General features: G+C 65.1%; 18 protein-coding genes and 1 pseudogene. 16 read left to right on the forward strand and 3 right to left on the reverse strand.

All coding sequences use genetic code 11. The annotated features are described in order from the left end of the window. Window positions 1–248: 248 nt before the first annotated feature. From RSPPHO_RS10570 to RSPPHO_RS19950, 8 genes are all read left to right on the forward strand, one after another. A complete protein-coding gene (locus RSPPHO_RS10570; protein WP_014415236.1) occupies window positions 249–2,288 on the forward strand; it encodes a conjugal transfer protein TraG in 2,040 nt (679 codons plus the stop codon). A gap of 11 nt (window positions 2,289–2,299) precedes the next feature. Next, window positions 2,300–2,710, forward strand: a complete 411-nt coding sequence (locus tag RSPPHO_RS10575) for a CopG family transcriptional regulator (protein ID WP_014415237.1) — start codon at window positions 2,300–2,302, stop codon at window positions 2,708–2,710. Beyond that, the gene (trbB, locus tag RSPPHO_RS10580) at window positions 2,707–3,762 is read left to right on the forward strand and encodes a P-type conjugative transfer ATPase TrbB (protein ID WP_014415238.1); all 1,056 of its coding nucleotides are present in this window, start codon (window positions 2,707–2,709) and stop codon (window positions 3,760–3,762) included. The genes RSPPHO_RS10575 and trbB overlap by 4 nt, the downstream gene beginning before the upstream one ends. 15 nt (window positions 3,763–3,777) lie before the next feature. Continuing rightward, on the forward strand, window positions 3,778–4,071 hold the full coding sequence (locus tag RSPPHO_RS10585; RefSeq protein WP_014415239.1) for a TrbC/VirB2 family type IV secretion system protein: 294 nt from the start codon (window positions 3,778–3,780) through the stop codon (window positions 4,069–4,071). After that, window positions 4,071–4,328 (forward strand): VirB3 family type IV secretion system protein, encoded by a 258-nt coding sequence (locus RSPPHO_RS10590; RefSeq protein ID WP_041795083.1) that lies wholly within the window; start codon window positions 4,071–4,073, stop codon window positions 4,326–4,328. Before RSPPHO_RS10585 ends, RSPPHO_RS10590 begins: the two co-directional genes overlap by 1 nt. Further along, entirely contained in the window at window positions 4,322–6,739 is a 2,418-nt protein-coding gene (gene trbE / locus RSPPHO_RS10595) for a conjugal transfer protein TrbE (protein WP_041795085.1), read from the forward strand. Before RSPPHO_RS10590 ends, trbE begins: the two co-directional genes overlap by 7 nt. 91 nt (window positions 6,740–6,830) lie before the next feature. After that, window positions 6,831–7,574: a P-type conjugative transfer protein TrbJ gene (gene trbJ / locus RSPPHO_RS10600; RefSeq protein WP_041795087.1), complete on the forward strand. Its 744-nt coding sequence runs from the start codon at window positions 6,831–6,833 to the stop codon at window positions 7,572–7,574. 19 nt (window positions 7,575–7,593) lie between these two features. Beyond that, window positions 7,594–8,061, forward strand: a complete 468-nt coding sequence (locus RSPPHO_RS19950) for a type IV secretion system protein (RefSeq protein ID WP_014415243.1) — start codon at window positions 7,594–7,596, stop codon at window positions 8,059–8,061. On the opposite strand, the gene RSPPHO_RS19955 is transcribed toward RSPPHO_RS19950, so the two are convergent. Further along, a complete protein-coding gene (locus tag RSPPHO_RS19955) occupies window positions 8,012–8,743 on the reverse strand; it encodes a tyrosine-type recombinase/integrase (RefSeq protein ID WP_242390474.1) in 732 nt (243 codons plus the stop codon). The genes RSPPHO_RS19950 and RSPPHO_RS19955 overlap by 50 nt on opposite strands. A gap of 576 nt (window positions 8,744–9,319) precedes the next feature. Next, window positions 9,320–10,254, reverse strand: a pseudogene (locus RSPPHO_RS10615) (transposase). 355 nt (window positions 10,255–10,609) lie between these two features. Between RSPPHO_RS10615 and RSPPHO_RS19960 the strand changes: the two are divergent. After that, window positions 10,610–11,212: a class I SAM-dependent methyltransferase gene (locus tag RSPPHO_RS19960; protein ID WP_157879191.1), complete on the forward strand. Its 603-nt coding sequence runs from the start codon at window positions 10,610–10,612 to the stop codon at window positions 11,210–11,212. 396 nt (window positions 11,213–11,608) lie between these two features. Here RSPPHO_RS19960 and RSPPHO_RS10620 read toward each other — a convergent pair whose 3' ends face one another. After that, complete coding sequence (locus tag RSPPHO_RS10620; RefSeq protein ID WP_051013825.1) at window positions 11,609–13,117, reverse strand: rhodanese-like domain-containing protein; 1,509 nt, start codon at window positions 13,115–13,117, stop codon at window positions 11,609–11,611. Window positions 13,118–13,312: 195 nt separating this feature from the next. On the opposite strand from RSPPHO_RS10620, the gene RSPPHO_RS10625 reads away from it, so the two are divergent. The 7 genes from RSPPHO_RS10625 to RSPPHO_RS10655 all read left to right on the forward strand — a co-directional run bounded on the left by RSPPHO_RS10625 (window position 13,313) and on the right by RSPPHO_RS10655 (window position 20,166). Beyond that, on the forward strand, window positions 13,313–14,176 hold the full coding sequence (locus RSPPHO_RS10625) for a transporter substrate-binding domain-containing protein (RefSeq protein WP_041797181.1): 864 nt from the start codon (window positions 13,313–13,315) through the stop codon (window positions 14,174–14,176). 25 nt (window positions 14,177–14,201) lie between these two features. Continuing rightward, the gene (locus RSPPHO_RS10630) at window positions 14,202–15,074 is read left to right on the forward strand and encodes a transporter substrate-binding domain-containing protein (RefSeq protein WP_081581727.1); all 873 of its coding nucleotides are present in this window, start codon (window positions 14,202–14,204) and stop codon (window positions 15,072–15,074) included. 88 nt (window positions 15,075–15,162) lie between these two features. Further along, a complete protein-coding gene (locus RSPPHO_RS10635; RefSeq protein ID WP_041795091.1) occupies window positions 15,163–16,575 on the forward strand; it encodes an FAD-binding oxidoreductase in 1,413 nt (470 codons plus the stop codon). Then, window positions 16,572–17,810, forward strand: coding sequence for an aminotransferase class I/II-fold pyridoxal phosphate-dependent enzyme (locus RSPPHO_RS10640; RefSeq protein ID WP_014415251.1), 1,239 nt, complete (start codon window positions 16,572–16,574; stop codon window positions 17,808–17,810). The genes RSPPHO_RS10635 and RSPPHO_RS10640 overlap by 4 nt, the downstream gene beginning before the upstream one ends. After that, on the forward strand, window positions 17,807–18,547 hold the full coding sequence (locus RSPPHO_RS10645) for an amino acid ABC transporter permease (protein ID WP_014415252.1): 741 nt from the start codon (window positions 17,807–17,809) through the stop codon (window positions 18,545–18,547). Before RSPPHO_RS10640 ends, RSPPHO_RS10645 begins: the two co-directional genes overlap by 4 nt. After that, window positions 18,537–19,343 (forward strand): amino acid ABC transporter permease, encoded by an 807-nt coding sequence (locus RSPPHO_RS10650; RefSeq protein WP_014415253.1) that lies wholly within the window; start codon window positions 18,537–18,539, stop codon window positions 19,341–19,343. Before RSPPHO_RS10645 ends, RSPPHO_RS10650 begins: the two co-directional genes overlap by 11 nt. Beyond that, entirely contained in the window at window positions 19,330–20,166 is an 837-nt protein-coding gene (locus RSPPHO_RS10655; protein ID WP_014415254.1) for an amino acid ABC transporter ATP-binding protein, read from the forward strand. Before RSPPHO_RS10650 ends, RSPPHO_RS10655 begins: the two co-directional genes overlap by 14 nt. Window positions 20,167–20,170: the final 4 nt, after the last annotated feature.

Raw genomic sequence — 20,170 nt, forward strand, 5'->3', positions numbered from 1 at the left:
TTTTTCGTGGCCGTTCAACGAAACCCGACAGTCCGTTCCTGGCCCCGTTTTGCCATAGCAGGACCTCGACGTAATTGACCTATCCAGCGATCTGCCATCCCTCATTCTCGCTCAATCTGCCCCTCCTTCGCCCTAGGGGCTTGGGCGTAAATCATCGTAGCTAAAGGCGATTTTCGATTCCGGGGTTCTGTCTGACCCTTGTCCCAAGCGCCCGGCAACAGTGCCGGGCCGGTTCGGGACAGGCCGCCATGACCCCCACCAAGCTGCTGATCGGCCAGATCCTGGTCGTTTTCGCCATCACCCTGTTCGGGGTGTGGTCGGCGACCCAATGGGCGGCGGCGATGCTCGGCTATCAGCCCCAGCTCGGTCCGCCCTGGCTGGTGCTGTTCGATGTTCCGGTCTATCGCCCCTGGCAGTTGTTCCCCTGGTGGTATGCCTATGAGGCCTATGCGCCGCACATCTTCGACAAGGCGGGGATGTTGGCCGGGGCCAGCGGCTTCATGGGCTGCGCCGCCGCGATCGTCGGTTCGCTGTGGCGGGCGCGGCAGAGCCGGTTGGTCACCACCTACGGCTCGTCGCGCTGGGCGACCGCCCGGGAAGTGGAGCGGGCCGGGCTGTTCCGCTCGGCCGGGGTGTTTCTTGGCCGGCTGGGCAATCGCTATCTGCGCCATGATGGCCCCGAGCATGTGATGGCCTTCGCGCCGACCCGGTCGGGCAAGGGCGTCGGGCTGGTGGTGCCGACCCTGCTGTCCTGGACCGGCTCGGCGGTGATCCACGACATCAAGGGCGAGAACTGGCAGCTTACCGCTGGCTGGCGGGGGCGGTTCTCGCATTGCTTGCTGTTCAACCCGACCGATCCGCGCTCGGCCCGTTACAACCCGTTGCTGGAAGTCCGCAAGGGTCCCGACGAGGTCCGCGACGTCCAGAACATCGCCGACATCCTGGTTGATCCCGAAGGCGCGCTCGAGCGGCGCAGCCACTGGGAAAAGACCAGCCATTCCCTGCTGGTCGGCGCGATCCTCCATGTGCTGTATGCCGAGGAGGAGAAGACCCTGGCCCGGGTCGCCACCTTCCTGTCCGATCCCCGCCGCAGCTTCGTTCAGACCCTGAGCCGGATGATGGCGACCAACCATCTCGGCACCCCCGACGCGCCCCAGGTCCACCCGGTGGTCGCTTCGGCGGCGCGGGAAGTCTTGAACAAATCCGAGAACGAGCGCTCCGGCGTGCTGTCGACCGCGATGTCGTTCCTCGGCCTCTACCGCGATCCGGTGGTTGCCGCGACCACCGTCGCCTGCGACTGGCGGATCGCCGATCTGGTCGATGCTGAACGCCCGGTGTCGCTCTATCTGGTGATCCCGCCCTCGGACATCTCGCGGACCAAGCCGCTGGTCCGCCTCGTGCTCAATCAGATCGGCCGCCGCCTCACCGAGCGGCTGGAGGGCGATCCGGCCAAGCGGCGCAAGCACGCCCTGCTGATGATGCTCGACGAGTTCCCGGCGCTGGGGCGGCTCGATTTCTTCGAGACCGCGCTGGCTTTCATGGCCGGCTACGGCATCCGCGCCTATCTGATCGCCCAGAGCCTCAACCAGATCTCCAAGGCCTACGGCGAGAACAACGCGATCCTCGACAATTGCCATGTCCGGATCGCCTTCTCCAGCAATGACGAGCGCACCGCCAAGCGGATTTCCGACGCGCTCGGCACCGCCACCGAACTGCGCGCCCAGCGCAATTACGCCGGCCATCGGTTGGCGCCGTGGCTCAGTCACGTCATGGTCAGCCGCCAGGAGACGGCGCGGCCGCTGCTGACCCCGGGCGAGGTGATGCAATTGCCGCCTGCCGACGAACTGGTGCTGGTCTCCGGCCTTGCTCCGATCCGGGCCAGGAAGCTGCGCTATTACCAGGATCGCAATTTCTCGGCGCGGGTGCTGCCCGCGCCGGAGTTGGCCGAGCACGGCTATCCCGACCGCCCGGCGGCCCGTCCCGACGATTGGAGCGGATTGGTGCGCGGCCCGCATGTCCGCCTCGCCACCGCCGAGGAGTCCACGCTCGGTTTCGAGGATGAAGGCGGCGTCCAGCGGCAGCGCCATCCCGGTCTGCCCGAGGAGGGCTTGGTGGTGGCTGCGCGGTCTGATCCCGAGCCCGATCCCATCGACGACGAGTCCGATCTGCTGGCCGATCAGCGGGCGATGGACCGGCTGCGCGGTCTCGGCACGGTGGTTCGCGCCCACGCCATCAACGAAGGCCGCGATGGCGCCGGGCCGGGCGACGATCTGCTGCCGAGCTTCTGAGGGAGGCGAGGATGAACCGCACCAAGATCCGCCATCAATTGTTTCTCGATCCGGACCTCAGCGCCCGGTTGGAAGCGCTCGCCGCCAAACCGGGGGTGTCGAAATCGACCATTCTCGCCGATGCGGTGACCGCCTGGCTCAATCGCCGCGGCAGCCAGGAACTCGACGAGCGCTTCGGCCTGCGTCTCCACCGGATCAGCGATCAACTCGACCGCATCGAGCGTGACGGTCAGGTGCTGCTGGAGAGCCTGGCGCTGTTCGTCCGCTACCAACTGACCGTCACCGCCCCGCTGCCCGAGCCGGACAAGGCGGCCCGCGCCGTCGGCCAGGAACGCTTCCAGAAATTCATCGATCAGGTCGGCCGGCAGATCGCCGCCCGCCGCCGCACCCTGTCCGGCGATCAGGAGGGAGACCCGTCATGACCAATCCGGAATCCCGCGACCGCCGCCGCGCCATGCTGCGCACCGCGATGGGACCGGCGATTGCCGCCGCCCTGGCCGACCCGCTGGTGATCGAGGTGATGGTCAATCCCGACGGCGCGCTGCGCCTCGACCGGCTGGGCGAGGGGCGGGTCGATACCGGCGTGCGCCTTGCCCCGGCCGAGGTGGAGCGGATCATCCGCCTCGTCGCCAGCCATGTCCGGGCCGAAATCCATCCCGGCAATCCGGTGGTCAGCGCCGAACTGCCCGCCCGCGATGACGGGATCAGCGGCGAACGCTTTGAAGGCCTGCTGCCGCCGGTGTCGCTCGGGCCGTGCTTCGCGATCCGCAAGCCGGCAGTGCGGATCCACACCCTGAGCGACTATGTCACGGATCGGATCATGCTGCCGCTTCAGGCCGAGACGCTGCGCCGCGCCGTGCGCGAGCGGCGCAATATCCTGGTGGTCGGCGGCACCTCGTCGGGCAAGACCACCCTGGCCAACGCCCTGCTGGCCGAGATAGCCGGACTCGACGAGCGGGTGATCCTGATCGAGGACACCCGCGAACTGCAATGCGCCGCGCCCGATTGCGTCGCGCTGCGCACCCGGGCCGGGGTGGTGACCCTGGCCGATCTGGTCCGCTCGACGCTGCGGCTGCGGCCCGACCGGATCATCGTCGGCGAGGTGCGCGGCGCCGAGGCGCTCGACCTGCTCAAGGCCTGGAACACTGGCCATCCCGGCGGCATCGCCACGATCCACGCCAATTCCGCCCGCGCCGCCCTCTACCGCCTCGAACAACTGGTTCAGGAAGGCGTCGTCACCGTGCCGCGCCGGCTGATCGCCGAGGCGGTCGATCTGCTGGTGTTCATCGCCGGGCGCGGCACCGGGCGCCGGATCGAGACCATCGCCGAGGTCACCGGGCTCGACGGCAACGGCGATTACGCGGTCAGGGAGAGGCCGGGCTGCCGCCCGGTCCCGCTCGGGGAAGTGTTCCCCGAACCCCTTCCTTTTTCCGAAACCGGGTCTGGGGCGGACACCCGCCCATCGACGGTCTAACCGAGGAGAACCATCATGCGCTATCTCGCCTTCGCCACCACCCTGCTGGTTTCCACCTCGGCCTTTGCCGCCGGGGCGGGGATGCCGTGGGAGCAGCCGCTGCAGCAGGTGCTCGAATCCGTCCAGGGGCCGGTCGCCAAGATCATCGCGGTGATCATCATTATCACCACCGGCCTGACCCTGGCCTTCGGTGAGACCTCGGGCGGGTTCCGCCGGCTGATCCAGATCGTGTTCGGCCTGTCGATCGCTTTCGCCGCCTCGAGCTTCTTCCTGTCCTTCTTCAGCTTCGGCGGCGGAGCGCTGGTGTGATGAGCATCGACGGCTTCGAGGTGCCGCTGCACCGGGCGCTGACCGAGCCGATCCTGCTCGGCGGCGCGCCGCGCACCCTGGCGATCGTCAACGGCACCGTCGCCGCCGCTCTCGGTCTCGGCCTGCAGATGTGGAGCGCCGGGATCGTGCTGTGGCTGGTCGGCCATTCCGTCGCGGTGTTCGCCGCCAAGCGCGATCCAGACTTTGCCTCGGTGCTGGCCCGGCATCTGCGGCAGAAGGGGGAGCTGTCATGCTGAACCTCGCCGAATACCGCCGCCACGCCGACCGGCTGGCCGACCATCTGCCCTGGGCGGCGCTGGTCGCCCCCGGCATCGTGCTCAACAAGGACGGCAGCTTTCAGCGCACCCTCCGCTTCCGCGGTCCCGATCTCGATAGCGCCACCGAGGCTGAACTGGTCGCCACCTGCGCCCGCGCCAACAATGTGTTGCGCCGGTTCGGCTCAGGCTGGGCGCTGTTCTTCGAGGCGGAGCGGATCCCGGCCCAGGATTATCCCGAATCCGTTTTCCCCGATCCCGCCTCCTGGCTGGTCGAGCAGGAACGCCGCGCCGCCTTCCTGGGGCGCATCGGCAGCCATTTCGAAAGCGTCTACCATTTGACCCTGCTCTATCTCCCGCCGCCGGATTCGGTCGCCCAGGCCGAATCCGCCCTGCTGGATCAGGGCCGGGAAGGGAAAGGAGGCGGCGGTCGCGACTGGCGCCAGGAACTGGCGGCGTTCCGGGCCGAGACCGATCGGGTGCTCGATCTGCTGGCCGGGTTCATGCCGGAGGCGCGCGGGCTCGACGATGGCGAGACCCTGACCTACCTGCACGCCACCATTTCGACCCGGCGCCATCCGGTCCGGGTGCCGGAAACCCCGCTCTATCTCGACGGGATTCTGGTCGATACGCCCCTGACCGGCGGGCTGGAGCCGATGCTGGGCGAGGCCCATTTGCGCACGCTCACCATCCTGGGCTTCCCCAATATGACCCGGCCGGGGCTGCTCGACGCCCTCAACCATCTCGATTTCCCCTATCGCTGGGTCACCCGTTTCATCGCCTTGGACAAAACGCGGGCGACCAAGGATCTGACCCGGCTGCGGCGCCACTGGTTCGCCAAGCGCAAGTCGATCGCCGCGCTGTTGCGCGAGGTGCTCTATAACGAGCCAGCCCAGTTGCTCGATTCCGACGCCGACAACAAGGTCGCCGACGCCGATCTGGCGCTGCAGGCGCTGGGCGGCGACCATGTCGCCTTCGGCCATCTTACCACCACCCTGACGGTGATGGACCCCGACCGCCAGCGTGCTGACGACAAGGTCCGCGCCATCGAACGGATCGTCACCGGACTCGGCTTCAGCGTGATCCGCGAGAGCGTCAACGCGGTCGAGGCTTGGCTCGGCTCGCTGCCCGGCCACGTCTACGCCAATGTCCGCCAGCCGCTGGTCCATACCCTCAACCTCGCCCATCTTATTCCGCTGTCCTCGGTGTGGGCCGGGCCGGCGCGCAACGCCCATCTCGACGGCCCGCCGCTGCTGATCGCCGAGACCTCGGGGGCCACTCCGTTCCGCCTGTCCACCCATGTCGGCGATGTCGGCCATCTGCTGATCGTCGGCCCGACCGGGGCGGGCAAGTCGGTGCTGCTGGCCCTGCTGGCGCTGCAGTTCCGCCGCTATCCGGGGGCGCGGGTGACCCTGTTCGACAAGGGCAATTCGGCCCGCGCCGCGACCCTCGCCATGGGCGGGGCCCATCACGCCCTCGGCGCCGGTGGCGGGCTGGCGTTCCAGCCGTTGCGGCGGATCGACCTCGAGGCGGAGCGGTCATGGGCGGTCGAATGGGTCACCGGCCTGCTGGCCCATGAGCGGGTGACGGTCACCCCCGAGATCAAGGAGACGCTGTGGTCGGCGCTCGGCAGCCTTGCCTCGGCTCCGCCCGAGGAACGGACCCTCACCGGCTTCTCGATGCTGGTGCAGTCGAACGCGCTGAAGGCGGCGCTGCTGCCTTACACCCTCGACGGCCCGTTTGGCCGTCTGCTCGACGCCGCTGACGATCGGCTGGAATTGGCCGAGGTGCAGTGCTTCGAGACCGAGGAGATGATGCACCAGCCCGGGCTGGTGCTGCCGGTGCTGACCTATCTGTTCCACCGGCTCGAGGAACGGTTCGACGGAAAGCCCAGTCTGCTGATCCTCGACGAAGCCTGGGTGTTCCTCGACCACCCGCTGTTCGCGGCGCGGATCCGCGAATGGCTGAAGGTGTTGCGCAAGAAGAACGTCGCGGTGATCTTCGCCACCCAGTCGCTGGCCGACATCGCCGACAGCACGATCGCCCCGGCGATCATCGAATCCTGCCCGCAGCGGCTGTTCCTGCCCAACGACCGGGCGATCGAACCGCAGAGCCGCGCCGCCTATGCCCGCTTCGGCCTCAACGACCGCCAGATCGAGTTGATCGCTCAGGCCACGCCCAAGCGGCACTATTACCTGCAATCCCGGCGCGGCAACCGGCTGTTCGACCTCGCCCTCGGCCCGGTCGCGCTGGCGCTGTGCGGCGCCTCGTCCCCCGACGACCAGAAATTGATCGACCGTCTCTCGGCCGCGCCGGACTCGTTCCTCGAATACTGGCTCGTCGCCAAGGGGCTGCCTTGGGCGGTCGATCTGATCCGGGAGAACACACCATGAGACTCATTATATATGGTGGGGCTTCCGCCCCACCGCCCCGACCGGGAAGCCGGGCTTCCCGGACCCACCCTCCAATAAAATCACTGCGGGTCTGGGAGCGGCGCTCCCAGGCGGGCGCGGGCGGCAGCCCGCAGCGAAGCTTCTCCTCATTTCTATTTTGCTGATCGGTCTTTCTGTTCCACCGGCGCAAGCGCAATGGGCGGTGTTCGACGCCTCCAACTTTGCCGAGAACGTGCTGCAGGCGGCGCGGGCGATGGAGCAGATCAACAACCAGATCCGCTCGCTGCAGAACGAGGCGGCGATGCTCGAGACGATGAACCGCAACCTGCGATCGCTCGACAACTCGTCGCTGGGGCAGATGACGACGGCCCTGGCGCGGATCAACGGGCTGATGAATCAGGCCGACGGGATCACCTTCACTCTCGACGCCACCGATACCGCGTTCCAGCAGCAATTCCCGTCGCAATACGGTGCGGCGCTGACCAGCGATCAGTCGCTGGCGGCGGCGAGGACTCGTTGGCAGAGCGCGATGAGTGCCTATCGCCAGACCATGCTGATCCAGTCCCAGGTTAATCAGAACGTCCAGGTCGACACCAATACCCTGGCCGATCTGGTCAATGCCAGCCAGGGCGCGGCCGGCAGCCTGCAGGCCCAGCAGGCCGCCAATCAGCTGATCGCGCTGACCGCCAAGCAGCAGATGCAGATCCAGACCCTGATGGCGGCGCAGTACCGCGCCGAGGCGCTCGAGCAGGCCCGCAAGGCCCAGTCGGAAGCGTCCGGGCAGGCGGCGACGGCGCGGTTTCTGGGCTCGGGGACCGCCTATTCGGGCCGCTGAGGCGGCGGAGGGCAGGGCGATGGACGACCTTTCGGTCATCGACAGCTTCATGGCGGCGTTCAGCCACGCGATCGACAGCGGCTTCGGCTTGCTGTCGGGCGATGTCGCCTCGTTGACCACGATCCTGATCGGCATCGATATCGCCCTGGCCGGGCTGTTCTGGTCGATGGACGGCGAGGCCAACATTCTGTCGCGGCTGATCCGCAAGATCCTCTATGTCGGGCTGTTTGCCTTCTTCCTCAACAATTTCAGCAGTCTTGCCGACATCGTCTATCGCTCCTTCGCCGAACTGGGTCTGCATGCCAGCGCCAACGCGCTGACCGCCGACGATCTGCTGAAACCGGGCAAGCTGGCCGGGATCGGCTATCAGGCGGCGTGGCCGCTGTTGAAGCAGGTCAGCGCCCTGATGGGCTTCACCAGCTTCTTCGACAATTTCCTCACCATCTTAGACGGCAGCCGGTCAGCATCAGCAGCTGGATCGCGGTGATCGCCGATCGGGTTTCCGATCCATCCGCCTCGGCCTCGCACAACGCCGTGCCGAGAGCGGCGAATTCGGCGGGGCTGAGAAAACGCTCACGCTTGCGCTCGACGTATTTCTTGACGTGCAGGCAGGGATTGCTGCCGTCCGGTCGTAATCCCCACACCTCGGCCAGATTGAACATTTTCGACAGGACGCCGAGGGTCCGGTTGGCCTGGTAAGGGATGTGGCTGAGCGATTGGTGCAGTTCCGCGATGTCGCGCCGCTCAATGTCGGTGACCTTGCGGGTCCCGAGCTTCGGATTGATGAACAGCTCGACCGACCGCTTGTATTCGGCCTGGGTGCTCGGTTTGCAGCGCACTGCGACATGCTCTTTGAGGAAGCGCTCACCCAATCCCTTGACGGTCGGAGCCTTCCGCGCCTGATCGAGTTCCTGGGCGGGATCGCGGCCAGTCTTAGCCTCGGCGAGAATCTCGTGCGCCCGGATCCGGGCCTGCTCTGGCGTGATGGCGCCGTGGGGGCCGATGGTGATCCGGCGTAGACGCCCTTTCACTCGGCTCATCACCATGTAGACTTTGCGCCCGCTGGGCCAGACCCGTAGGCCGAACCCTTTGAGCTCATCGTCCCAGTGCACCGATTCGGTGCTGCCGGGAGCGATCTGGTCCACCACCCGTTTGGTCAATTTCGCCATTGAACCCCTCCCTCCGGCGTCGCCCATCCTCAACCTGAAGGTCGGGTGCAGGTAACGCATAGGTAACAGTAGAGAGCTGAATTGATGACGGGGAAGGGTATCATGGTCGTAGAATGTATGGAATAATAATGTTTTATAACAGTATATTGTCGCATGTCTGCGTAGGAGAGCGAAGGTCGCTCGGTGAGGTTTTATCAAACTCATAACCTGAAGGTCGTCAGTTCAAATCTGGCCCCTGCAACCAAGTTTCAAAAAAAAAGGCGTTCGCTGAAAAGCGGACGCCTTTTTTATATTGTCTGCCACACGATCTGGTCATGGTCGTCCCGACCTCATCGGAAAGCTCCCCCCGTTTCCTCCGCCGGAGGATTTGACCGGTCCGGAAAAATGCGGAATGCTCTTTGAAGTGGACACCTCCGGAAACCGGCCTTGAACGGCACCGCATATCGCTGGCCGCTCGATCGGGTTGTGATCGGCGCGGCGATCACTGATTTTCCGGGTTGGGTGGTATGAAACGGGTGACGAGCCCCCAGGATCGGCGGCATCCCCCCCTGGGAGGGATATCCGGTCGGGCGCCGATCAGGCGAGTTCGGCCTGACGGTCGAGCCAGGACCAGCGCTTCATGTYGTAGGCCATGTTGGCGAGCGTGATCGCTGCCCTGGCGCGGGCGAGGCCGATGGTCCGGATGACCAGCCCCATCCGACCCTTCATCTCGGCGAAGACATGCTCGACCCGGGAACGGATCCTGGATTTCACCGCGTTGGCCCTGGCGGTCGCCCGAGGCATCGGTTTGCCCTTGGGCTTCTTGCGGTGGATGCGGCTGACCTTGCCGGCTTCGGCAAGGAACGCCTCGTTGGCCTTGGAGCGGTAAGCGCTGTCGGCCCACACGTCGGAGGCGGTATTGGCCGGATCGATCAGCCCCTCGCGCAGCCGGGCGCCATCGGCGGCGGCCGCGTCGGTGACGAGCGCGCGGCGGATGATCCCGTGCTTGCGGTCGATCGAGACGTGGTTTTTGTAGCCGAAATGGGGAATGGTGATGTCGCCTTGGGGCGTGCCGCCCTCCCTGACCTTTCCCTTGGAAAACTCCACTGTCCAGCGGGCATCGCGGTCCTTCTGCCTCAGTTTGGCAGGCTTGTCCCGCCACTCCTCGGGAACTTTGCCCTCTTTGATCAGCGCCTCACGGAAATCCCACAGAGTGTTGGCGTCCGGCACCGCATCGCCCGGCCCCAGGCCGCAAAACCGCATCCAGCTCAGCCGGTCGCGCACCAAGTATGCCGTCCGACCCAGCGCCAGACCGTGCAGCGACTGCAACACCAGCATTTTGAATTTCAAAACCACGTCGAAACCGGGTCGAACGCCCTTTGAGGGGCGCTCCGCCGCCGCAATGCACGCTCCAGGATCGGCCGGAACACCTCGAAATCCACCGTCTTCGACAACCTCTCCAGCGGATCGCCCTCCGCCGAAAGCTCGGCCAGACGACGCTCGACATCCCAGAACCCGATCTGAACCGCCATCACCAGCTCTCCAACCGCCGATGGCCCATAGAATCACGAACCGGACCCGGATGCCAGTTTCCGGAGGTGTCCACCTTCATCACCATGATCTACCTCATCGCCGCACCCCTCGGCGGCATCATCAAATCCACTTGAAACGTCGAGGAGCCGATTTTTGACCCTAGGAACCAGCTTTCACCATCGGTTCTCGCAGCGGTTCAATTACTTTTTCACCTTCTAAGGGACGGCGTCGATCAGAGCTGCTACACTCGATATAGGCTGGCCGATCAGTCCTGGACTATCATGTCCATCAGATTGTGCCTGTAGTCGCATGTGTTCACGTCAATTTGCTGTGGTCTCAGTGAGGGTGATAGGCATGCTCAGAATTGACATTGGTTGTGGCGCGAATAAGAAGAAAGATTTTATTGGCTTGGACGTGGGTGGTGCGCCTGATATCGTGTGCGATATATCAGTAGAGCGCCTCCCTTTTGATGATTTTAGTGTATCTTATATTTATTGCTCACATTGTCTTGAGCATATACCGCGGGATCGTCTTGGTCATGTCTTTTCGGAAATTGGTCGCGTTGCCGCAGATGGCGCCGTTATTGAAATATGGCATCCTCACATGTCTCATCGTGACGCCGTCTTGATTGGTCACATAACATGCTTAAGCGAAGAAATTTATTCCCATTTTGGCGGGCCCAGTCGAGATCTTTGGAGAAATTTCCTGAATGGTCGATGGATCCTTGAAGAAATTCGCTATGGCATCGAACCGCAAGTGATTAAAGATATGGAAGTTGCTAAGGTGAGTATGGATTTTGCGATCAGCTACTTCCGTGATGTTATAAAAGAGATGGGTGTTTTTTTGCGCGTTGATAGAAGTGACGCACCCCATTCTGTTTATTACCGGCGATCCTATTTTGCCGAGACAGAACAAAGAAACACCGCCTTTCCCTTGAGCCAGGGGCCTCGCCAATAACGCAACCAGATTAGCCCCAGACCAGCCCGAGGGAATGAGTCAGGGGACATACCCTGTGGCGGCCTCCTACTGTGTGTCATTCGGGTTCATCCCTGCGTATGCAGCGGACATCCTCTTTGTAACGAAGAGACTGGAATGGAGAGTTGAGTCAAGAACTTTCATGGGGCTTGGGCTTTGTTGTCAACAGGCCAAGTTCTTGGCATTTTACAAAGATTTCTAGGGGAGCAAGGATCGGTACGTCAGTCGCAAGCGCTTTTTGAGGTTTTGTACCTCACAACCTCTTGGGGTTTGGCGGGCTGTTTGTCCTTAAGTCCCTGTGCGTGTGGGGGTGACTGTCATCGCGTTCCCGGATCAGCCTGGCTTCGAGGCGGGCGAAAATCGCCTGATCAGGGGGGCTCAGATGATCCAACAGAGAGGTTTCCCAGGCAAGGTAGCGCCGTGCCGCGTCGAGGTTGCCCTGGTGGCGGTCATGCAGAAAAAACAAGGTGTCGATCCGCTCGTGATCCGGGGGGTCTTGGGGGGGGCGACGTTGTTGTGGAGGCCCGGTGTTTCCAGGAGGACCGGCAGGACATGGCCGGCTTCCAGGATGTCGAGGGCGGCCGCTCGGGCCGTATCCTGGCAGGGGGTCAGCAGGACCACGGGAGCCCCCCGGGGGTGGGATGCTAAGGCCGCGGCCAAGCGGGGCCGAATCGCCCAGCGCGCCCCCGGCGGATGGCCGGCCTGATGGATGGCGCTGGGCCGTAGGTCCAGCATCAAGGTTTCGGCTTGGCGAAGGAGAGGGTCGTCCGGGGGCACGAGGCGTAAAACAGGCAACGGATCAGGAGCGGGCAGGCGTGGCGTGAGGGCAGCCCAGGCCGCCCGTCCTTCGGCCAGCACGCCACAGGTCCATCCGGCCAAGGCCAGCCACCCGGCGATGAGGGGAGCCCGTTCCCCGTCGTGATCCAGCAGGAGGAGGCGAGACCGCCGCACGCCCACCCACTGGTCGGTGGCCTGAAGAAGCTGGCCTCCCGGGACGTGAACAGCGCCGGGAGCCGGGTCGGCCCTGACCTCCTGGGTCGTGCGCACATCGAGCACAAAGGTGGTTCGGGTGGAGTCGGCGAGCCAGTGTCGGGCCGTGGTCGCATCCAGGCGATGCACCCCTTGACGCTGGGCAAAGGCGGCGGCCCGATCCCGCAGGCCTGAGGGAACCTCGATATCCGGCGGAAAAAACCGCTTGGCGTCGCGTTCCACCTGAAATCCGGCCAATTGCCAGCCCATTGTGCCGTTCTCCAAGGCGACCACGGGATTTTTGACGCCGGCAGTGCGCAGCAGCTCGGTCCCCAACAGGCTACGGGTTCGCCCGGCACAGTGGATGACCACCAAGGTGTTGGGATCCGGGGCCAAGGCGGGAAGACGCAGCGCCAGTTCCCCGTTGGGGCAGCACACGCTTCCGGGAAGGGTGCCTTGGCGATATTCGTCCTCGGGCCGACCATCCAGGATCACCAGGGGCTCCCCTCGCGCCTGGCGGCGGGCCAGGGCTTCGGCCGTGATCGAGGGGGTGTGCAAGGTACGCTCGACCAGTTCCCCAAACGCCTTGCTGGCCACGTGGACCCCTTTGACCAGGGGCTCGCCCGCTGCCTGCCACGCTGTGACCCCGCCGTCCAAGACGGAAACCGCGTCATATCCCAAGGCCCGGGCCCGGCGGGCGGCCCGCTCGGCAAGACCGTCGCCGTCGTCCACCAAGACGACGCGCACGGACCGGCGCGGCGCCACTAGGGGGAGGCGAGCTTCCAGCCGGCTGTAGGGCAGGGGCACCGACCACAGCAGATGTCCCTCGCCAATTTGTCCGGCCTCGCGAACATCGAACAAGGCCAGTTCCTCGTCTGCGGCGAGCCAGGATCGCAAGCCCGCGACGCTCACTGTCATGATGCTTCTCTCTGGTGGAAGGGGGTGGGGGGGAGGATAGCCAAGGGAGGGCTTGGTTTCTCTCAAAAATAACTTAATCCATAGTTTAGCAATGGTTTCTTTCCTTCTCCGGCCGTTCCCCCTACTGTCCCCCAAGAGATCAGATGCGTGATGCACGCCAAGAGCCGAAAAAAGGTTCTGTTTTGTGGGGATGACATGAGAAAAATTTTAGTGACGGGCGTCCTGGCCCTGCTGGCCGGCGCCCTCGGCGCGTCGAGCGCTCAGGCGGACGCGACTTTGGACAAGATCAAAGAGCGGGGCAAACTGGCGGTGGGCGTGGACGAGGCCAAGCCGCCCTTCGGGTTTTTGGATCCCAAAACCGGAGAGGTCGGTGGGTTTCAAGTCGAGCTGGCCCGGGATCTGGCCAAGCGCCTAGGGGTCGGCCTGGAGATCGTCCAGGTGATCGCCCCGACCCGCGTGCAGTTTTTGCAAAGCGGCAAGGTGGATCTGCTGATCGCCAACATGCAGTGGACCCAGGAGCGCAGCGAAAGCCTGAGCTACGCTCCGACCCCTTACAATGAAGTCGGCGGGGGGCTGCTGACGGCCAAGGGCAATGGCATCACCACCTGGGCCGATCTCAAGGGCAAGGTCGCCTGCGTCTCCCAGGGCAGCAACTTCGCCAAGCCGCTTGCCGAAACCCATGGGGCCATCGTCAAGGGCCTGCGCAACGTGCCGGAGTCCCTGCTGGCTCTCAAGGGCGGGAACTGCGATGCCTCCGTCCATATCTTCCCCGCCCTTTACGACACCGTAACCAATGACACTACCGGGGAGTGGAGAGACTACCATCTCGCCACCCAGGAGCAATTGATCCCCTCGCCGACGGTGATCTGGACGCGCAAAGGGCAGAGCGACACCCGGGCGTTCGTCGATGGGGCGATCCGCGACTGGCTACAAACCGGGGTGCTGGAGCGCCTCGCCGAGACTGCCCAGGTTCCGGCCGACTATATCCGCAAGGCCTCGGCCCAGGCTCGCGCCGGCACCTTTGATCAGGCCCCGGCCGAACCCGCCGACGGCAAGTAATGCGCCCCCCAGCAAGGAAATTCCCATGAAGAGAAGCAGGCTTGCCAGGGTCGCGGCCGCGATGGTGGCCGTGGGTGGGATGGCTATGGCCGTCGCGCCCGCTCGGGCGGACGCAACGTTGGACAAGATCAAGGAACGGGGCAAGATCGCGATCGGCGTGGACGAGGCCAAGCCGCCTTACGGCTCTCTCGATCCGAAGACCGGGGCCATCGGTGGGTTCCAAGTGGCCCTGGCCCAGGATCTCGCCAACCGCCTGGGCGTTGATCTCGAAATCGTTCAGGTCATCGCGCCAACMCGCGTGCAGTTCTTGCAAAGCGGCAAGGTGGACCTGCTGATCGCCAACATGCAGTGGACCCAGGAGCGTAGCGAAGCCCTGAGCTACGCGCCCACGCCCTACGACAAGGTGGGCGGCGGGCTGCTGACGGCCAAGGGCAACGGCATTACCACCTGGGCTGATCTCAAGGGCAAGGTGGCCTGCATCTCCCAGGGCAGCAACTTCGCCAAGCCCTTGGCCGAGACCTACGGCGCCGTCGTCAAGGGCCTGCGCACCGTGCCGGACTCCCTGTTGGCCCTAAAAGGCGGGAGTTGCGATGCCTCGGTGCACAACTTCCCCACCCTTTATGACACCGTGGCCAACGATCCTACCGGAGAGTGGACGGCCTTCCACTTGCCCACCCAAGAGCAGCTTCTGTCGGCCTTCAGTGTGGTTTGGACCCGGAAAGGACAAACCGACACCAGGGCGTTTGCCGATGCCGCCGTGCGGGAGTGGTTGCAAAGCGGCGTGCTGGAGCGGTTGGCCCAAGAGGCCCGCATTCCAGGGGACTACATCCCGAGCGCCACGCGTGCCGCCCGCGCCGGGGCCTTTGATCAGGCGCCGGCCGAGCCGGGGGCCAGCTAGGGGACGGGAGCAGGGGGAAGTCTGGGGAGGCGGGAGCCCTCCCCAGGCCCCGCCGTTCCTTGGGGGAGAGGTCCTGGGAGGTTTTGAGATGACCGAGTTGTTAGAGGCTCTGCAAGAAACGCTGGGGCCGTCGCACGTTCTGACCGGAGCCGAGGCGGCGCCCGCGTTGATTGATCCGTTGGGTCTGTTTCAGGGACGCGCCCTGGCGGTGGTGCGGCCGGCCGATTCCGGGGAGGTCGCGGCCGTGGTCAGGCTGTGCCGAGACGCTCGTGTTCCCATCGTGCCCCAGGGCGGTAACACCGGGTTGGTGGGCGCCGCCACTCCCGATGCGAGCGGTCGGGCGGTGGTGCTGTCGTTGGGGAGACTCAACCGGATCCGGGCCATTGATCCCGACAACGATACCCTGACCGTCGAGGCCGGCTGCGTTGTCGCCCAGGTTCAGGCGGCGGCCGAGGCGGCCGGACGCCTCTTTCCCCTCAGCTTGGGGTCGGAGGGGAGTTGCACCATCGGCGGGACCTTGGCCACCAACGCCGGAGGACTCCAGGTCCTGCGTTATGGCACGGCGCGCGATCTTGCCTTGGGCCTGGAGGTGGTGACGGCCGAAGGCGAGATCTGGGATGGCTTGCGGGGGTTGCGCAAGGACAATACCGGCTATCGCCTGCGCGATCTTTACATCGGCAGCGAGGGCACCTTGGGTGTGATTACCGCCGCGACCTTGAAGCTGTTTCCGCGTCCGGCGTCGCGTGCCCTGGCCTTTGTCAGCCTGCCCTCCTTGGAAGCGGCCGTCGCCTTTCTTGCTCAGGCCCGTCTTCATGTGGACGGGGGGCCCAGCGCCTTTGAGATCATCAGCCGCCCGCTGCTTGATCTGGTGAGCCGCCACGCCCCCGAGGAGCGCCTGCCGCCCCTGGGGGGTGGCGTTCCCTGGTTCGCTCTGTTGGAGGTTTCCAGCACCACCCCCAAAGAGGGGGCGCGGGCGGTGCTGGAGGAGGTGACAGCGGCGGCTCTCGACGCCGGCTTGGTGGTGGACGCGGTCGTGGCCCAGGATCTGGCCCAGGAACAGGCCTTGTGGCGTCTGCGCGAGCACGGGCTGGGAGCGGCCATGGCGCGTCAGGGGCGCACCCTCAAGCACGACGTTTCCCTGCCGCTGTCGCGGATCCCGGCGTTCATGAGCGCGAGCGCCGCAGCGTTGCGTGCCCAGTTCGGGGCGGTACGGCCCTTGGTGTTTGGTCATCTCGGGGACGGCAACCTGCACTACAACGTCGCCCACGATCCAGCCCAGTCGATCGACCGGTTGGTGGCGCAGGCCGAGGCGATCCATCAGCTGATCCACGACATGGTTCACGCCCACCAAGGCTCGATCAGCGCCGAGCATGGCATCGGCCAGCGCAAGCGTGATCAGTTGCCCCGCTACAAGAGCGCGCTGGAACTGAGCCTCATGAGCCGCCTCAAGCAGGCGCTCGACCCTCTGTCCCTCATGAATCCCGGAAAGGTCCTGCCATGACCGCCTTGTTTCCCGAGCGGCTGGCGCGACGCGCGCGCGGTGCGACCTTGTCGCCCATTGCCCAGGCCAGCCAAAAGGCCGCGCACTTGGCCCAGAGCGGCCGCCGCATCCTGAGCCTGACCACCGGCGAGCCCGATTTTGATACGCCCGAGCCGATCAAGGAGGCGGCGCGGCGCGCCCTGGCCGCCGGGGCGACCAAATATACCCCAACAGCCGGCACCCTGGCCCTCCGCCACGCGGTGGCGGCGAGAGTGGCAGAGGATACCGGTCTTGCCGTCGGTCACGACGAGGTCCTGATCTCCAACGGCGCCAAGCAGGCGATCTACACCGCGTTTGCTGCGACCGTGGACGAGGGGGACGCGGTGGTGATCCCGGCGCCGTACTGGCCGACCTTTCCGGCCAGCGCCCGGATCAACGGTGCCACGCCGGTGATCGTTGAAACCACTCGGGCCACGGGCTTCAAGCTGACCCCGGACCTCCTGGCGGCGGCCCTCTCGCCCCGCACGAAATGGCTGGTGCTCAATTCCCCAGGCAATCCGACCGGGGCGCTCTACGACGACGAGGAGATCGACGCCCTGGCCCGGGTGCTGCGCGCCCATCCCGGGGTTTTGGTGCTTTGGGATCAGATCTATGGCCGGATCCGCTTCCAGCCGGGCCCGTCCTGTCCCTGGCTGCGCCAAGCCCCGGATCTCCGGCCCCGCACCTTGATCATCGACGGCGTCTCGAAAAGCCATGCCATGACCGGGTGGCGCATTGGCTGGGGCGTGGGGCCAGCCCCCTTGATCGCCGCGATGGAAGCCGTCCAATCCCAGGTGTCGTCCGGTCCCAGCGCCGTGGGCCAGGCGGCGGCGCTGGCCGCCCTTGATCCGGCCGCCGACGTCTTCGTGGACGAGGCCCGGGCCGTCTATGCCCGCCGCGCCGCTCGGGTGGCCGCAGGGCTGGCGGGGCAGGCCGGCCTCGTGGCCGTCGCTCCGCAGGGCGGCTTTTTCTCGTGGGTCGATGTGACGGGGCTGTTGGGCCGGCGTACCCCTGAAGGCCGGAGGCTGGACACCGACCAGGACGTCGCCGACTGGCTGCTGGAAGGCCACGGGGTGGCGGTGGTGGCGGGCGCCGCCCATGGCCAGTCTCCGGCGTTGCGTCTGTCGTTTGCCACCGACGACGCCACCTTGGACGAGGCCCTGGCGCGGATCGCCGCAGCCGTGGCGTCCCTATTGCCCGAGGAGGATCTTGCATGAGCGACGCTGTGTTGAGCGATCTCGTGGCCCTGCTCAAGACCGTGGGCCTCAATTACGCCTTTGTGCTTGATGTCAACGACCGGGCCGCTTTCGTGCGCGGCCTGGGGGTCACCGTGCAGCTCTGCCTTGCCTCCTTGCCGCTCAGTTTGGGGGTGGGAGGGATCTTGGCCGCCTTTCTTGTCAGTGGCCACCCGGCGCTGGCGGGGGCGGCGCGGGCGTTGGTCGAACTCACCCGCAATACGCCCACCTTGGTGCAGATCTACATCGCTTTTTTTGTGGTCAACATGCTGATCCGCGAGACGGCCCCGGCGTTCAGCCATCTGATTGGACCGTTTTCGTGGGTGGTGATCGTGATCTCTCTGCACAAGGGGGTCTTTCACGCCGAGGCCCTGCGGGCCGGCTTGCAGGCCGTGCCCACCGTTACCCTGGAGGCGGCGCGCTCCCTGGGGCTTTCCCGGTTTCAGGTTCTGACCCGTGTGCGCTTTCCCCTGGCGCTGCGCTTTGCCTTGCCGGCCTTGGTCAACAACACCGTCGATCTCGTCAAGATGACCGCGCTGGCCTCGGCCATTGCGGTGGGGGACGTGACCTATGAGGCCATCATGATCTGGTCCCACCGCGACACGGTTTTGGAGTTGATGATCCTTCTTCTTCTCTATTTCGGCCTCCTGACCTGGATGGTCAGCATGGCGGGCCGCTGGTTGGAAACCCGTTTGAGGATGCACGGTTATGGCCATTGATCTGGCGATCCGGGGCTGGCGCTCCGGGGGGCCGCCGGTGTCGCTACGCGATCCCTGGCTGGCCCTGTTCCTGGGCCTGGGACTGCTGTCCCTGGGGTGGTGGGTGACCGACACCACCCCGGTGGCGGTGGCCTTTGTTTGGAAATGGGCTCCGGCCCTGGCCCTGGGCATGGGGACCAACATTCAAATCAGTGTGGTCGCCATGGCCCTGGGCACCGTTTTGGGGTTGGTGATCGGGGTCTTGTCCCTTTCTCCGGGGCGTGGTGTCCGCCTGCTTGCCCGGTGGTATGTGTTGAGCTTTCGCAACGCGCCTTTGTTGGTGCTGATCTTTTTTACCACCTATGTGTTCCCGTTCGAGATCGTGCTGGGGGCTTGGCGCTTTCCCTTTCCCGACTGGGTCAAGGCAGCCTTGGGCTTGGCCTTGCCGGCCAGTGCCAACGTTGCCGAGATCTTTCGCGGCGCCATCCAGTCCATTCCCAGCGCGCAGGGCGAGGCGGCTCGTTCCCTGGCCCTCAGTCGTGCCCAGGTGTTCCGTCTGGTCATCTTGCCGCAGTGCGTGGGACGCATGCTGCCCTCGTGGATGAACCTCTATGCCAGCATCACCATGGGCACGTCTCTGGCGTCGCTGGTGGGGGTGCACGATGTGGTCCAGGTCGCAACCCAGGCTAGCCACACGGTGCAGCGCGTCGATTGCATCATCATGTCTTACGTCGTCTTGCTGCTGATCTTTTTTGTCTACTGCTACCCCCTCTCACGAGTGACACGATACCTGGAGCGCCGCCATGAGCATGCCTGAGCCGGTGGAGGCGCTGTCTCCTGAAACCCCCCTGGTTTCCTTGCACAATGTCCATTTGTCCTTTGGCGACACCGAGGTGCTGCGCGGCATCACGATGGAGGTCTTTCGTGGACAGGCGGTGTCGGTGATTGGTCCGTCGGGATCGGGTAAGTCATCAATCTTGCGCTGCATCACGGGGCTGTTGCGGCCCCAACGCGGCGAGATCCTGGTTGACGGTTTTGACGTCCAGTCCCTGAAGGCCGAGGCCGACCTGATCGCCCTGCGCAAGCGGGTTGGGTTCGTGTTTCAGCAGTACAACCTGTTTCCCCACCTCAGTGTTTTGGAGAACCTGATTTTGGCCCCTGTCCATGCGGTGGGGATCAGCCGGCAGGAGGCGCGGGCCCGGGCGCGCGCTCTGCTGGCCAAGGTGCATCTGGAAGACAAGGAAAATGCCTATCCCGGCCAGTTGTCCGGCGGCCAGCAACAACGCGTCGCTATTGCCCGCGCCTTGGCCATGCGCCCGGACCTGATCTTGTTCGACGAGGTGACCTCGGCCCTGGATCCCGAGACGGTGGGCGAGGTCCTGGGGGTGATCCGGGAACTGGTGGAGGACGGCATGACCTGTGTCCTCGTCACCCATGAAATGGCGTTTGCCCGCGAAGTCAGCGATCAGGTCTATTTCACCGAGGGCGGCCGCATCGTGGAATCTGGTCCTCCGGAGCGGTTGTTCACCGATCCTCGGTGCGAACGAACCCGGGTCTTTTTACGCCGGGGGGTGGGGCAGGCGGCGCCCCGGCCGCCGCTTGTCTTTGCCCCCACCGGGGAGGGGGAGCGCTTGGCATGACGGA

The organism is Pararhodospirillum photometricum DSM 122 (assembly GCF_000284415.1).
Classification (GTDB): Bacteria; Pseudomonadota; Alphaproteobacteria; order Rhodospirillales; family Rhodospirillaceae; genus Pararhodospirillum; species Pararhodospirillum photometricum.

Excerpts from the sequence above, each read along its gene's own strand:
- RSPPHO_RS10635 (WP_041795091.1), top strand. The coding sequence starts at position 15,163 with ATGACCGAGTTGTTAGAGGCTCTGCAAGAAACGCTGGGGCCGTCGCAC.
- RSPPHO_RS10625 (WP_041797181.1), top strand. The coding sequence starts at position 13,313 with ATGAGAAAAATTTTAGTGACGGGCGTCCTGGCCCTGCTGGCCGGCGCC.
- RSPPHO_RS10590 (WP_041795083.1), top strand. The coding sequence starts at position 4,071 with ATGAGCATCGACGGCTTCGAGGTGCCGCTGCACCGGGCGCTGACCGAG.
- RSPPHO_RS10570 (WP_014415236.1), top strand. The coding sequence starts at position 249 with ATGACCCCCACCAAGCTGCTGATCGGCCAGATCCTGGTCGTTTTCGCC.
- trbB (WP_014415238.1), top strand. The coding sequence starts at position 2,707 with ATGACCAATCCGGAATCCCGCGACCGCCGCCGCGCCATGCTGCGCACC.
- RSPPHO_RS10650 (WP_014415253.1), top strand. The coding sequence starts at position 18,537 with ATGGCCATTGATCTGGCGATCCGGGGCTGGCGCTCCGGGGGGCCGCCG.
- RSPPHO_RS10620 (WP_051013825.1), bottom strand. The coding sequence starts at position 13,117 with ATGACAGTGAGCGTCGCGGGCTTGCGATCCTGGCTCGCCGCAGACGAG.
- RSPPHO_RS10655 (WP_014415254.1), top strand. The coding sequence starts at position 19,330 with ATGAGCATGCCTGAGCCGGTGGAGGCGCTGTCTCCTGAAACCCCCCTG.
- RSPPHO_RS10575 (WP_014415237.1), top strand. The coding sequence starts at position 2,300 with ATGAACCGCACCAAGATCCGCCATCAATTGTTTCTCGATCCGGACCTC.
- RSPPHO_RS10585 (WP_014415239.1), top strand. The coding sequence starts at position 3,778 with ATGCGCTATCTCGCCTTCGCCACCACCCTGCTGGTTTCCACCTCGGCC.
- trbE (WP_041795085.1), top strand. The coding sequence starts at position 4,322 with ATGCTGAACCTCGCCGAATACCGCCGCCACGCCGACCGGCTGGCCGAC.
- RSPPHO_RS10640 (WP_014415251.1), top strand. The coding sequence starts at position 16,572 with ATGACCGCCTTGTTTCCCGAGCGGCTGGCGCGACGCGCGCGCGGTGCG.
- RSPPHO_RS10645 (WP_014415252.1), top strand. The coding sequence starts at position 17,807 with ATGAGCGACGCTGTGTTGAGCGATCTCGTGGCCCTGCTCAAGACCGTG.
- RSPPHO_RS19955 (WP_242390474.1), bottom strand. The coding sequence starts at position 8,743 with ATGGCGAAATTGACCAAACGGGTGGTGGACCAGATCGCTCCCGGCAGC.
- RSPPHO_RS19960 (WP_157879191.1), top strand. The coding sequence starts at position 10,610 with ATGCTCAGAATTGACATTGGTTGTGGCGCGAATAAGAAGAAAGATTTT.
- RSPPHO_RS19950 (WP_014415243.1), top strand. The coding sequence starts at position 7,594 with ATGGACGACCTTTCGGTCATCGACAGCTTCATGGCGGCGTTCAGCCAC.